Origin of the sequence: Bacillus sp. SH5-2 (assembly GCF_008368905.1) — a bacterium.
Lineage (GTDB): Bacteria > Bacillota > Bacilli > Bacillales > Bacillaceae_G > Bacillus_A > Bacillus_A luti.
In genome coordinates this window covers 22744-35713 of sequence record NZ_QOSD01000003.1, presented here as the reverse complement: position 1 = coordinate 35713, position 12970 = coordinate 22744, and the positions used below count along the sequence as shown (strand labels likewise).

Genomic DNA, 12970 nt, shown 5'->3' with positions numbered 1-12970 from the left:
ATGAAAGGAAATTATCGGAAAATCGGTGGAGTGAAATACAAGGTAGTGCAAGTAAAAGGATTAGCTAGAGAACATGGTTTAATGGGGCAAATATTAAATGATGAATTAATTATTAAAATTGATGCAGATTTGCCAGCTGATCGCCAGGAAGAAACATTCATTCATGAAATGCTGCATGGTGTATTCTTTGAAGCAGGATATACAGAACAAGATGAAGATATGATTAATCGTGTGGGTAAAGTACTTTATCAAGTAATACAGGATAATCTTTGTTCTAGTAAAATGCCGATTGATTACAATGTTAATGTAAAAAGTGATACAAGTGATATAGATGTAGAAAAAGTTGTAAGAGAAGCGAAAAAACAATTGGATCGCTATCGGGACGGAATGTTATGAACAACCAACAATTCCAAAATCAAATAGCAGTGGCCAAAAGAGACTTAGAAATGACGGATGAACAATTAGCGCGTCATTTGAAAGTCTCTTTTTCTTATTACATGAAAATCGTGAAAGGTAAGGTGATTTTGCCAGTGATAAAACGTAAAGCATTTCTTGCGCGTATTGATGGGTTATATAAGAGGTGTGGGATGAAATAGCAATACGTACCTACACCAACTATTTAAGAGGGGGTGTGGTGGTGTGACGTGAGTAAACAAAAACACGAGTTAGCTGAACAGGATTACATGAAGAAAATGAAATATAAAGACATTGCTGAAAAATATGACGTTAGTCTTAATACAGTAAAGTCGTGGAAAAAGAGACATGGATGGAACCGAGAAGGGGTGCACACAAACAAAGAAAAAGGGTGCACACAAAAAGAGCAACCGAAGAAAAAAGGTGCACCCTATAAAAATGCAAATGCTGCAGGTAATCGGGGCAATACAAATCCTAAATGGGGTAACAAGAATGCAGTTGGTCATGGTGCGCCGGAAAGAAACGATAATGCAGTGAAGCATGGACTATTTCGTAAAATCATTCCACAAGATGATGAAGCTGCTATGGAACTGTTAGAAGAGATTGAAAGTGAAGATCCTATATCAATGTTATATACAATGATAAGGCTCAAGTACTTTAATATCTTAAATTCTCAACGTATTATGCATGTTCATAATGAACGTGATAAAACAAAAGAATTAACGGGAATCAAATACTATCTTAGGTTTGATAAAACAGAAGATGGTGATGAGATTATCGATGAAATTCCTGTTGAGAAGCAATGGACCATACAGCAAGCATGGGAAAAACAAGCGAACCTGCTTAATTCTCTTTCTAGAGCAATGAGTACATTAACCTCAATGATAGCGCGTTTTGATCAGTTAGCTCATGCTGATGATAAGCGCAGATTAGAGCTTGAGTTGATGAGTTTAGATATCGTCAAGAAGAAAGCAGAAATAACTGTTTTAAATGGTGATGAAGATGATGATAATGCAGAAGCAATTCAAGACTTCTTAGAAGCTACTGCTCCTGATCCAGAGAAAATCAAAGCGGTGTTTGGTGATATAAATGGCGAGGATTAAGAAGCGGAAAACCAAATCCTTTAAGTTTCAACCTTTTTCGGATAAACAATTACAGCTGTTATGGTGGTGGAGAGACCATTCTCCATATAAGGATCATGATATTGTAATTGCGGATGGAGCGATTCGATCCGGTAAAACAATATCAATGATATGTAGTTTTCTGCAATGGTCACAAGAAAAATTTAAAGGTGAGTCATTTATCATTGCTGGTAAATCAATTGGCTCATTAAAGCGTAACGTTATCAATCCGATGATTCAGATTCTTGCAGCGTGGGGATGGCGATATGATTACAATCGTTCAGAAAACTATCTGCAAATCGGATGGAATACGTACTACTTATTTGGTGCCAATAAAGAGAACTCACAGGATACGCTGCAAGGTTTAACTGCTGCAGGATCATTAGCAGATGAAGCAGCTCTATTTCCTAAATCATTTATAGATCAAATGATTGGGCGTTGTTCTGTCGATGGAGCAAAGGTGTTTATGAACTGTAACCCTGGTTCACCATATCACTTTGTAAAAACAGAGCTTATTGATAAGAAAAAAGAAAAGTTAGTTTGTCATTTGAAGTTCACAATGGATGATAATTTATCTCTTTCTGAGAAAGTGAAAGACCGATTTAAACGTATGTTTAGCGGTGTGTTCTATCAACGCTATATATTAGGCCTGTGGGTTATGGCAGAGGGTTTAATATACAGTATGTTTAATGAAGATGAACACGTTGTACCATCGCATCCAAGGAAATATGAGCAGTATTATATCTCCTGCGATTATGGTACACAAAACCCTATGGCATTTGGATTATGGGGACTATGTGGTGGTATTTGGTACAAAGTGAAGGAGTACCATCATGATGCGCGTAAAAAGAATGTGCAGAAAACAGACGATCAATATTATGACGATTTAGTGGAGTTTGCAAATGGCTTAACCAAACGTATTATCGTGGACCCTTCTGCAAGCTCGTTCATCATTTTACTGAAGCAAAAAGGTTGGAAAGTGAAGAAAGCGAAGAATGATGTGTTAGATGGAATCCGAAATGTAGCCACTTCATTAACAACCGAATTAATAAAAATTTGCGATTGTTGTAAAGAAACACTGCGTGAGTTCTCTTCTTATGTATGGGATGAGAAAGCGACAGAACGCGGTGAAGACAAACCAATCAAGCAAAATGACCACCAAATGGATAGTGACCGTTACTTTGTGAATACAATTCTATTCGGTAATGTAAAAGCGAAAGCAGTACCATCTCTATATTAAAGTGAGGTGAAATAATGAAAAGGTCAACTATTAGAATGTCAGTTAACAATCCAACCAGCGATGTGATTAGAGAAATAATTAAACTACATTCCACTTCAAAAAATACTACTTTAAGTCTGTACAATCGCTATGACCAAGATGGGTTGGAAATACAAAAACGTTCTATGCCGGACCCGAAGAAGCCGAACAATAAGTTACCGCATGACTATCGAGGATATATTATTAATCAATCAGTCGGTTATTTATTTGGTAAGCCGATTTCATATCAAATCGATAAGATGAAATACGATGAACAAAAGCATCAAACGTTTACTAGGCGCCTTGCTGAGTTTAATACACTTAATGCTATGGATGATTTAGACAGTGAGTTAGGAAAAATAACCAGTATTTGTGGTTATGCTGCGAGGCTTCTATACGTTGATACAAACGGCATCGAGAGAGTTATGAATCTAAATCCTTGGGAAGTTGTATTTATCCAAGATAAGAATGAAATTAGTCATGTTATCCGTTACTATAAGGTTCCTATCATTGTAGGTAATGAACAAAAGGAACGCACGAAAGTAGAGTGGTATGACTCTAAAGATATTTATTTTTTCATTGAGAATGAGGATGGTAACTTTGTTGTAGATCAAGAAGATAATAAATATGTAAAATCACATATGTTTGATTACGTTCCAGTTATCCTTTTCCAAAATAATAACGAAGAAAAAGGCGACTTTGAAAAGGTAGAAGCTTTAATTGATGCGTACGACAAAAACCGTAGTGATTCAGTGAATGAAGTAGAGACATTTGCTAATGCATATATGAAATTTAAAGGTACAACAGTTGACCAGGAAGTAATTGATAACGCAAAGCAAACAGGGGCTTTTGAAGTTCCTGAAGATGGCGATGTGGATTTTATCACTAAAAATGTCAACGATAATTTTGTAGAAAATACACGCAAGAACTTGAATGAGGATATACACAAGTTCTCTGCATCTGTTGACATGGCAGATGAGAAGTTTTCTGGTTCTGCGCAAACAGGAGAAAGCCGTAAGTGGAAACTTATTGAGCTTGAGAATAAAGCTGGAACAAAAGCGCGTAAGTTTGGCAAAGGGCTTCGTGAACAGTTCAAAGTTCTTTGTAGTGCATGGACAAAGAAAGAGATTCATATCAACTACTTAGATGTTTTCTGGGAGTTTAAAAGGAACCTTCCGATTGATCTCTTATATGTTGCTGATTTCGCATCAAAATTAAAAGGTATTCATAGCGACAGAACAGTTTTGGAGCAAATACCTTATATCGATGATGTAGACTACGAGTTGCAGCTGATGGTAGAGGAAAAAGAGGGGGCAATTGATTTAGATAATTTACCACCGGATGATGAAGATGAAGAAATTGAGTAGGTGATTGCACATGAATCTGTTTGACATCTTCAAACTGATTAATCGCCGTATTGGTCAATTAATTAAAAAAGCAGAACGGGCGATTGCTCGTCAATATGCGAAAACATTAGTTGAGATTAGAAAACTGATGGCAGAGCAATATGAGAAGTATGAGCAGAACGGAGAGTTAACACTTGAAGAAATGCTCAAATATGATCGGCTGAAAAGGCTGAACAAACGGATTAACTGGATTATGGGAGTTAATCATAACGAAGTCAGTAAACAGATGACTAAAGTGTTAGGAGAAGTATATAAAGATGGATACTACCTAACAGCATGGGGCGTGGAAACAACTACACGTACCAAACTAGGATATGCATCCGTGAGACCAGAGTCACTTACTGCAATGCTACAGAATCCAGTAGCAGGATTGACATTGAAAGCTCGTTTAGAAAAGAATCGGGCAGATATTATTCATAAGATTCAGCAGGAAGTCACACAAGGCTTACAGGAGAATGAGACATATGCTATTATGGCAAAACGCTTAAAGGATTCATTAGAAGGCGATGTTGTCAAAGCTACTCGTATTGTTCGTACTGAGGGACACCGCGCTCAGGAAACTGGAAAGTATCAAGCCGCTTCCCACGCTACTAAAAACGGCGTAATCATGGGGAAACAATGGAACACGTTAGAAGATGAGCGTGTAAGACCAAGTAAAGGGAAAAAGTCCATTGCGAACCATAGAAAGTTAAACAATAAAATTATTGAGATGCATGAGTTGTTTGATGATGGATTAAGCAAAGGACCAGCACCCTCATTACTATCTGCTGCTGGCTCGTCAATTAATTGTCGTTGCTTCCTTACTTATTCAGTCATAAGAATAGAAAAATCGCAGCATAAGGAACTGGAGAATATGGCATTTGAAGAGTGGGAGAAAGAAAGTTTAGTATCTTAATACTGAATGAGTAGCACGTACTTAAACGAGTAGGTGTTTTTTTATTGTCTATTTGTCCTAAGTATGACGGTAAACTGCTAAAAACATTGAACTTCAATAGGGGCTCAATAAGCAACTATGAAGGGCAAGGAGGTTATTCTGAAATGAAATTACCATTATATAAAAGAGCATATCAGCCGGTTTTAAGATTAAGGAACATGCAATATTTTAGTGACCCTACTCCAAACCCGGAGCCAAACCCTACACCGGCACCAGAACCAAATCCAGAATCACTGCAAATCACACTTGAAGCAGTTCAGTCGTTTGTAAATGAAGATGATAGTGGGAAGAAGTGGTTACAATCGCTCACTGATACACGAGTAACAGATGCTATTAAAACATACGAAACCAAAACACTTCCAAAAAAGATTGAAGATGAAATTGCAAAACGATTCCCTGCTGAAACTGAAGATCAAAAACAATTACGTAATCTGAAACAACAGTTTGAACGATTAGAAGCAGAAAAGCAGAAAGAGACTCTTAAAAACAAAGCGTTATCTATCGCTACCGAAAAGGGGTTACCTACAAAGTTAGTTGACTACTTTATTGGGAGTGATGAAGAAGCGACAGTTCAAGGTCTTGGTACGCTTGAGGAAGTATTCTCATTAGCTGTGCAGCAAGCTGTTGAAGAAAAGTTTAAACAAAGTGGACGTGATCCGAAGCCACCGGGAGATCCAGGGAAACCATTAACAAAAGAAGCTATTGAAAAAATGACTCCTGATGAAATTAATGCGAATTGGGAGCAGATTGAAAATTACTTAAAAGGACAATAGGAGGCGTTAATCTATGGCAATTAATAATTTTATCCCAACAATTTGGAGTGCGCGTTTACTTCAAAATTTACAAAAGACACTAGTATTTGGGCAGCCAGGAGTTGTTAATCGAGATTATGAAGGAGAGATTAAAGCTGCTGGTGATACAGTGAAAATCAACAACATTGGTAAAATAACGGTGGGTAACTATACAAAGAATGGAAATATGAGTGATCCAGAAACATTAACAGACGCTACTCGTAATCTTGTTATCGATCAATCTAAATTCTTCAACTTCCAAATTGATGATGTTGATAAAATCCAACAAAACCCTAAGTTAATGGATGAAGCAATGAGAGAAGCTGCATACGCTTTACGAAATCAGGCAGATTTGTTTATTGCATCTCATTATGTAGAAGCTGCTCATGTAATTGGTAATGATACTACACCGGTTGTTCCAACAAAAAACGATGCATATGAATACCTTGTAGATTTATCAGTGAAGTTAGATGAAGCAGATGTACCAGAACAAGGGCGATGGGTTGTTCTGCCACCTTGGTATGAAGGTATGATGTTAAAAGACGACCGATTTGTAAAAGCAGGAAACTTACCTTCTGATCAGCGTTTATTAAATGGTGTAATCGGACAAGCTGCTGGCTTCCTTGTATTAAAATCTAACAATACGCCAAAAGCAGGAACTGGTGCAACTGAGAACTCAAAAATTATTGCTGGGCATAATATCGCTTGGTCATATGCAGAGCAAGCAACTCAAGTTGAGGGGTACCGTCCTGAGAAGCGATTCGCTGATGCGGTGAAAGGCCTTCATCTATATGGTGCGAAGGTAACGCGTCCAGAAGCGTTAGCGGTATTAAGTGCAAAACGCGCATAAAAAATTACCATAAGAGGGCTTATTTATAGCTCTCTTATTCTCTTTTTAGGAGTTGATATGATGTGGATTCAAAATAATAAGACTGGTCACGTTTGGTGCGTATCAGAGGAACATGGAAGTCGATTGTTAAAAAATGAAGACTTCATCCTGTTTGATGAACCAAAAAGCGATTTAAACGATTTAACAGTACCGGAATTAAAGAAGTTGGCAAAAGAGCGAGGACTAAATAATTACAGCGGCTTAAAGCAAGAAGAGTTAATTAAGCTTCTAAGCGGTGAATAATTAAAGGGGGCGAGCTGGTGGCATTAACAGATGAACAATACAGAGCCGGGGCGATTGCTCATATCAATGGTTTTTGTTCGCCGCAATTCACAGATGGGTCTTTACCTCCTGATGTTGAAATTGCTATAGATATGATTGTGAAATCGATGAAAGAAAGTCAAAATGTTGCGAGCCAATCACTTGGTGATATGAGTAAAAGCTTTTTTGAGGGTGCAACCTACAGGTCGGCTTTAAACTTTCTAAAACCATACATGAAAGTAAGGTTTAGATAATGGGTGTAACTATTAGAAGTACCAATAACAGCAAGCGTTATAAAAGAGCGTTAGAAAAGCTAGGAAAAAAGGAAATAAAGGTTGGCATTTTTGGTGAGGACAATTATGAATACGGAAATAATGCGGATTTAGTTACTATTGCTGGAGTGCATGAGTTCGGTACAACGATTGTCCCTAAAAAGGCTCAATTTCTAACGATACCATTGGTTCCGGAAGCGAAAAACAAACGCGCTTCTGATTTTCCTGATCTTAAAGCAATTGGATTAGAGGATGGTAGTGGAGTATTAGCAAGAGTTAACGGTGATAAAATCGAACCTGTTTTTGCTTTACTGAAATCTGTCACTATACCAGAGCGCTCCTTTATCCGAACAGGATTTGATAATAACGTTGATAAAATTGGTGACAAAATTGATATGTTATTTACGGAAGTTATAGAGCTGAATATTGATCCGGATGTATTTACAGATATGATTGGTATGGAATTCGCTGGTATGATTCAGCGCCATGCTAGGACTGTATCGAGCCCACCTAATGCTGCATCTACAAGAAATGTAAAAGGTTCATCCAATCCTCTGCATGATTCCGGCCGCATGATTGGTGCCATCCGACACGAGGTGGAATAGTGATGAGTGGAAAAGCGTTTCAATTTGCTGATTTCGTAGAAGAATTTCAAGTATCGTTTATTGTTCATGTTAAGGGGACAAAAGGAGATTATGACGATAATGGTAAATGGATTCCAGGTGCAAAAGCACAACCACAGCACATGATAGGCATCATTCTTCCTCTTACAACGGATGAATTGCAAAAGGAAGCAAATGGTACCTATACGAGAAAAGACCGCAAGATTTACACATTAGCACCGTTAAAAATAGGGCAGAAGATTGAATATAAAAAGCAAATGTATACCATCGATGCAAACAAAGATTATGAAGATTATGCAGATGTATATATGTACTATGCGAAGGGGGTAGACGGGTGAACGTAAAAGAATTACGAGCCGTTTTAATCCCTGCTATCAATAAGCATTGTGCTGCTCCTATAATTATGGCCGATCAAATGGGTGAGAGACCGAAAGTGCCACATGCAACGTACAAATTAACCACGCCATACGGAAAAGTAGTCGGGCAGGCAGAAGAAACTGGTGTTGTTATCAATGGTGAGTATAAGTTACAGAGATTAAGTGATTACAAAACTACAATCTCATTCACTGCTTATGCGATGGATGATGACGATTCTGTTGCATTAGCGGAGAAGATATATGACTGGTTCTCCTTTGCTGGAATAGACGTACTGCAAAGTATCGGGGTAGCAGTAGCCGATCAGACCGATGTCATTAACCGTGATGCATTTGTTATAGAAGATTATGAGCGCAGAAACGGTTTTGATGTCATTTTAAGAGTGCCTCATCAGCAGCTAAAAGACGTTGAGTCGGTTGATGATGTTGAGATAACAGAAGGAGGAATTTCTCATGGGTAATCGTTACGTTAATGTAACTATCACGAGACAAACAAAAGCGGTGAGCCAAAAAGGATTTGGTTTACCGCTTATTTTGTCTACAGATAAGAAGTTGGACTACAAAGAATATACGGATATTGCTGGAATTGGTACGGATTACGGTACAAATTCAGCGACATATAAAATGGCATCCGCTATTTTAGGACAAACACCAAGGCCAGAAAAGATTGCGGTACATGGTGTTGCTTATGTAGCAGCTACAGGGAATCCAACTGAATTAAGCGCTGCTTTAAACGAGTTAGTTAAGAAGTACAATGACTTTTTCTACTTACATTGCTCACTTCAAACTGATCCAGTTATTACAGAATTATCGAAATGGATTAATACACAAGAGAAGTTTTATTTCGCATCGACAGTTAATAAAGCTTTGGCGAAAACATTAAACTCACAAAACACCGTTATTATGGTGCATCCTGCTCCTGATACGTATCCAGCAGCGGCTTGGGTGGGTGTATGTGCTCCACAATCAGTTGGCTCTTATACATGGACATTTAAAAACCTTACTGGTATTGCACCTGCTGAGTATGATGATGCAGTTATTGGAGAAATCGAAACAAATAATGCATCCACTTATATTACTGAAGGTGGAGTAAACATCACATCAAAAGGTGTTACAACAACAGGAGAATACATCGATATTCTGCAAGGTCAATATTTCTTAAAAGCTCGAATGATAGAAAATGTATTCGGATTATTAGTACGTTCTTCTAAGGTTCCTTTTACGGATGCTGGAATTGCGCTTGTTGTGGCTGAATTAGAAAAAACGTTAAAAGAAGGTGTGAAACAAGGTGTTGTCGCTACAGATGCAGCTGGTAATCCGCTTTATAGTATTGAAGCACCAAGTCTTGCAGAGATAAGTGGAAGTGATCGTGCAAAACGTACGCTTCCTAATTTAAAGTGGAGAGCAACTATTGCAGGTGCAATTGAGGACGTAGACATTTTTGGTGAATTACAACTTTAATTCCTAAAAGGAGGTTTATAGATTATGGCAGAGTCTTATGATCCAAAGAAAGTAAGTGTCATTGTAGATGGACAATTTATGGTGGGCTATATGGATGGTACGTTTGTAAACTGCGAAAAGAATGAAGATAATTTTATTCCTCATATTGGAGCGCATGGCGATGTAACGTTTGCAAAAAGCGCTGATAATACAGGGACGATTACCATTACATTAAAACATACATCTTCTTCATTACCATTTTTACGAAAATTATCAAAAGAAGATCGTGACATTCCGGTTCAAGTTATTGATGCGAATAATAGTAAATTTAAAGCCGGTGGCAATGAAGCGCGTATTCTCAAAACACCTAGTACGGAGTTTGGTTCTGAAGTAAGTGGTGTTGAAGTACCGATTTATGTAGCAGACTATTCAGCGGAATAAAAATAGATAAATAGAGAGGGGCCTATAACATGGCAGAAAATAAAAAAACAAAAACACACATTAGTAAAGTTGAGAAGAAAGAATATCTATTCCAAAAGGTAGTGCCGTCTACTTGGTTGGATATTATGGACGAGGTAGATGAGAACAAAGCGACTAGACGTAGATCGCTTTATACAGCAGTACTAGAAAATATTGTCGTACAACCTAAAGTAACATTGGATGACTTTGATAATTCAGCCGAATTAGACGACGTGGTGTTATCAGCAATCCGATTTCAACAAGGAAAATAAGGAATTACGGGAGCTTGCTGGCATTGAAAGTGTTGACAAGCTCTATATTCAAAGAGCAGCAAGGTTTTGGTGGGCGCATGTAATTGCTGCCCACTACAACATTAGTCCCCAGGAAGTGAAAACATGGGATGCAGAGGATGTTATGGAATCTTTAGCTGCGATCGGCATAACGGAAAAGAACACGAAAAAGAATATGCCGAAAACCCCAAAATAAAGGGGCGTGAAGAATGGGAACATTACGTGAGTTACTAGTCAGTATTGATTTTGATAATGTAAATACAGCCATCTTGGATCAAATAGAACGAGATGTTGATGATATAGAAGATGCTCTTGAGGCAATGGGAAATGAAATCGATGAAGTAATGGGTGAATTTGCTGGAATTGCAGCAGTTGGTAGTGCTGCATTTGATGAAATCTCTTCAGAAGCACATAGCGCAGCAAATGCAATCGATGAAATAGGCGATGAAGCACAAGGAGCGGCTGCTGGTTTAGCAGAAATGGCAGCGGTTGGAGATGGAATGCTAGATGGAGTTGAGAGTCAAGCAGATCAAACAGCCCGTGCATTGGATGAAGTAGGCGATCAAGCAGGTGAAGCTTCAGCAGCGTTGGTTGCAGTAGGGGCAACGGGTAGTGCATCCATGCGAGAACTAGAAAGGGCGGCTCAAAGTGCAGCAAGAGAAGTGGATAATGTTGGTGATGAAGCCCAAACATCAGCTTTAAAAATAGGACTCATCGCAACCGCAATTGTAGCATTAACCGCGGTTGGTTCGGCTGCTATTGCTCCGCTTGTCGCGGGAATATTAGCATTAGGTGCATCATTTGGAGCGGCAGGTATTGGTGCTGCTGCATTTGGTGCTGTTTCTGTTTCTATATTAGGACAAGTATTTGAGAAAGCTGATGAGGTCGCCAAACTTGAGGAAAAGATAGCAAATGCAGATACCGCAAAAGAAAAGTTGGCGGCACAAAAAGAACTTGCAGCAGTTTATGAAAAGATGGGCGCAGCACAAAGAGGGGCCGTAAAGGATTTACAAGCATTTAAAGATTTCTGGGGAGAATTTACAAAGCAGTTTGAAAAACCTGTATTTGAATTGTTCAGTCAAGGATTAAAAATGGTTCAGGGAATATTGACGGGGATGGCTCCCACAATTTCGAATGTTGCAGATGTATTACTCGCTTTAATGAGAGATGCAAATAGTGCAATAGAATCTGGTGGATTGAAACCGTTCTTTGAATGGCTATCGATTAATGCAGCAGATGCATTAGATACATTCGCTCGAGCATTCGGAAATGTTTTTGCTGGTGTGTTTTCATTAATGCAAGCTTTCTCGCCATTAGGTGCAAGTATGGAAGAAGGGTTATTAAGTTTAACCGAAAAGTTTAAAAATTGGGCAGCTACAGTTGGCTCGTCAGATGGATTTAAAGGCTTTATTGAGTACGTAAAAACAAATGGACCTGTTCTGATGGAAGTATTAGGAAACTTGGTTGATTTCATTGTAGATGTCGGTGTAGCTTTAGCTCCACTTGGCGAGAAATTACTAGGACTACTTAATGATTTAACAAACTTCCTAGCTACTTCAGAAGGGGTGCAAGGGTTCTTCCAAATGCTATCTGATATAGGAATAAGCATTATAGACAATTGGGGTCCGATTTCTGATATTCTGATTAGTTTAGCAGCTGGTGTAGGGGCATTTAAGTTAGCCATGTTAGGTATGGAAATCATCGGTGTGATAAATACATTGATGATGGCATGGCGAACAGGTACATTGATGCAAACTATCGCACAGTGGGGATTGAATGCCGCGATGTGGGCAAACCCTATTACGTGGATCATTGCAGCTATTGCAGCCCTGATTGCTATAGGTGTACTACTTTATCTAAACTGGGATACAGTAAAGGCAAAAGCGCTTGAATTGTGGGCTAGTTTAAAAGAAAAGTGGGAATCTATAAAGTCTGATACGATGGAAAAATGGAATGCCGTGAAGGAATATGTGGGTACAGCCATAGATGAAGCGAAAACGAAGGTTGTTAACAAAGCACAAGAAATTTGGCAAGGGATAGTTGATAAATGGAATTCGGTGAAACAATCCACGCAGGACACTTGGAATTCTATAAAAACAGCCATAAGTGATGCCATGAGTAGTGCCGGGGCAGCTATCAAGGATTTCTTCAGTCCGCTGTTAAACTTCATCGATAAGGCCAAAGGCGCCTGGGATGGATTTGTTGGTAAAATAACCAGCTTTAAAATGCCTTCATTTAGTTTTCCGTCATTGCCATCTTGGTTAGGTGGCGGTGGTGCAGATGGAAGCCATGCTACAGGTCTTGCGCAAGTACCGTTCGACGGTTATTGTATAGCCGCTTAATAGAGAAATCTATTTTGAAAAATCGGGTAAAATCGGTAAAAGGCTGAGATGCTAATGCCGAGGTAAACGAGAACACCACTCGTCACCGTAACGCGT

17 protein-coding genes are annotated in these 12970 nt (G+C 38.7%); all 17 read left to right on the top strand.

Annotated features, from left to right (window positions below):
* The 17 genes from DN410_RS02970 (at position 1) to DN410_RS02890 (ending at position 12874) form a co-directional block, all read left to right on the top strand.
* Positions 1–396 (top strand): ImmA/IrrE family metallo-endopeptidase, encoded by a 396-nt coding sequence (locus DN410_RS02970; protein WP_179958565.1) that lies wholly within the window; start codon positions 1–3, stop codon positions 394–396.
* Positions 393–596: a hypothetical protein gene (locus tag DN410_RS02965; protein ID WP_149175269.1), complete on the top strand. Its 204-nt coding sequence runs from the start codon at positions 393–395 to the stop codon at positions 594–596. Before DN410_RS02970 ends, DN410_RS02965 begins: the two co-directional genes overlap by 4 nt.
* Positions 597–683: 87 nt before the next feature.
* Positions 684–1517: a phage terminase small subunit gene (gene terS, locus DN410_RS02960; protein ID WP_149175339.1), complete on the top strand. Its 834-nt coding sequence runs from the start codon at positions 684–686 to the stop codon at positions 1515–1517.
* Positions 1504–2775 (top strand): PBSX family phage terminase large subunit, encoded by a 1272-nt coding sequence (locus DN410_RS02955; protein WP_149175268.1) that lies wholly within the window; start codon positions 1504–1506, stop codon positions 2773–2775. The genes terS and DN410_RS02955 overlap by 14 nt, the downstream gene beginning before the upstream one ends.
* A 14-nt stretch (positions 2776–2789) precedes the next feature.
* Positions 2790–4160 carry a phage portal protein gene (locus tag DN410_RS02950; protein WP_218947457.1) on the top strand — a complete coding sequence of 457 codons (1371 nt, stop codon included), beginning with the start codon at positions 2790–2792 and terminating at the stop codon, positions 4158–4160.
* Positions 4161–4170: 10 nt separating this feature from the next.
* Positions 4171–5094, top strand: coding sequence for a phage minor head protein (locus tag DN410_RS02945; RefSeq protein ID WP_149175267.1), 924 nt, complete (start codon positions 4171–4173; stop codon positions 5092–5094).
* Between the two features lie 143 nt (positions 5095–5237).
* On the top strand, positions 5238–5906 hold the full coding sequence (locus DN410_RS02940; protein ID WP_149175266.1) for a DUF4355 domain-containing protein: 669 nt from the start codon (positions 5238–5240) through the stop codon (positions 5904–5906).
* Between the two features lie 13 nt (positions 5907–5919).
* Positions 5920–6774, top strand: coding sequence for a phage major capsid protein (locus DN410_RS02935; protein WP_149175265.1), 855 nt, complete (start codon positions 5920–5922; stop codon positions 6772–6774).
* Positions 6775–6834: 60 nt separating this feature from the next.
* Positions 6835–7056, top strand: a complete 222-nt coding sequence (locus DN410_RS02930) for a Rho termination factor N-terminal domain-containing protein (protein ID WP_218947456.1) — start codon at positions 6835–6837, stop codon at positions 7054–7056.
* Positions 7057–7073: 17 nt separating this feature from the next.
* Positions 7074–7328, top strand: a complete 255-nt coding sequence (locus DN410_RS02925; protein ID WP_149175263.1) for a head-tail connector protein — start codon at positions 7074–7076, stop codon at positions 7326–7328.
* Between the two features lie 146 nt (positions 7329–7474).
* The gene (locus tag DN410_RS02920) at positions 7475–7951 is read left to right on the top strand and encodes a hypothetical protein (protein ID WP_218947455.1); all 477 of its coding nucleotides are present in this window, start codon (positions 7475–7477) and stop codon (positions 7949–7951) included.
* A 2-nt stretch (positions 7952–7953) separates the two neighbouring features.
* Complete coding sequence (locus DN410_RS02915) at positions 7954–8307, top strand: hypothetical protein (protein WP_149175261.1); 354 nt, start codon at positions 7954–7956, stop codon at positions 8305–8307.
* Positions 8304–8804: a phage neck terminator protein gene (locus DN410_RS02910; protein WP_472926179.1), complete on the top strand. Its 501-nt coding sequence runs from the start codon at positions 8304–8306 to the stop codon at positions 8802–8804. The genes DN410_RS02915 and DN410_RS02910 overlap by 4 nt, the downstream gene beginning before the upstream one ends.
* Entirely contained in the window at positions 8797–9804 is a 1008-nt protein-coding gene (locus DN410_RS02905; protein ID WP_255446640.1) for a DUF3383 family protein, read from the top strand. Before DN410_RS02910 ends, DN410_RS02905 begins: the two co-directional genes overlap by 8 nt.
* A gap of 24 nt (positions 9805–9828) precedes the next feature.
* Positions 9829–10224: a phage structural protein gene (locus DN410_RS02900; RefSeq protein ID WP_149175259.1), complete on the top strand. Its 396-nt coding sequence runs from the start codon at positions 9829–9831 to the stop codon at positions 10222–10224.
* 29 nt (positions 10225–10253) lie between these two features.
* Positions 10254–10514: a hypothetical protein gene (locus DN410_RS02895; RefSeq protein ID WP_088060391.1), complete on the top strand. Its 261-nt coding sequence runs from the start codon at positions 10254–10256 to the stop codon at positions 10512–10514.
* A gap of 227 nt (positions 10515–10741) precedes the next feature.
* Positions 10742–12874, top strand: a complete 2133-nt coding sequence (locus DN410_RS02890; protein WP_149175258.1) for a phage tail protein — start codon at positions 10742–10744, stop codon at positions 12872–12874.
* The last annotated feature ends 96 nt before the right edge of the window (positions 12875–12970 follow it).

Bases quoted from the DNA above. Each gene is read 5' to 3' on its own strand.
- DN410_RS02940 (WP_149175266.1), top strand. From the start codon at position 5,238: ATGAAATTACCATTATATAAAAGAGCATATCAGCCGGTTTTAAGATTA.
- DN410_RS02895 (WP_088060391.1), top strand. From the start codon at position 10,254: ATGGCAGAAAATAAAAAAACAAAAACACACATTAGTAAAGTTGAGAAG.
- terS (WP_149175339.1), top strand. From the start codon at position 684: ATGAAGAAAATGAAATATAAAGACATTGCTGAAAAATATGACGTTAGT.
- DN410_RS02900 (WP_149175259.1), top strand. From the start codon at position 9,829: ATGGCAGAGTCTTATGATCCAAAGAAAGTAAGTGTCATTGTAGATGGA.
- DN410_RS02945 (WP_149175267.1), top strand. From the start codon at position 4,171: ATGAATCTGTTTGACATCTTCAAACTGATTAATCGCCGTATTGGTCAA.
- DN410_RS02935 (WP_149175265.1), top strand. From the start codon at position 5,920: ATGGCAATTAATAATTTTATCCCAACAATTTGGAGTGCGCGTTTACTT.
- DN410_RS02915 (WP_149175261.1), top strand. From the start codon at position 7,954: ATGAGTGGAAAAGCGTTTCAATTTGCTGATTTCGTAGAAGAATTTCAA.
- DN410_RS02950 (WP_218947457.1), top strand. From the start codon at position 2,790: ATGAAAAGGTCAACTATTAGAATGTCAGTTAACAATCCAACCAGCGAT.
- DN410_RS02965 (WP_149175269.1), top strand. From the start codon at position 393: ATGAACAACCAACAATTCCAAAATCAAATAGCAGTGGCCAAAAGAGAC.
- DN410_RS02970 (WP_179958565.1), top strand. From the start codon at position 1: ATGAAAGGAAATTATCGGAAAATCGGTGGAGTGAAATACAAGGTAGTG.
- DN410_RS02905 (WP_255446640.1), top strand. From the start codon at position 8,797: ATGGGTAATCGTTACGTTAATGTAACTATCACGAGACAAACAAAAGCG.
- DN410_RS02930 (WP_218947456.1), top strand. From the start codon at position 6,835: ATGTGGATTCAAAATAATAAGACTGGTCACGTTTGGTGCGTATCAGAG.
- DN410_RS02890 (WP_149175258.1), top strand. From the start codon at position 10,742: ATGGGAACATTACGTGAGTTACTAGTCAGTATTGATTTTGATAATGTA.
- DN410_RS02955 (WP_149175268.1), top strand. From the start codon at position 1,504: ATGGCGAGGATTAAGAAGCGGAAAACCAAATCCTTTAAGTTTCAACCT.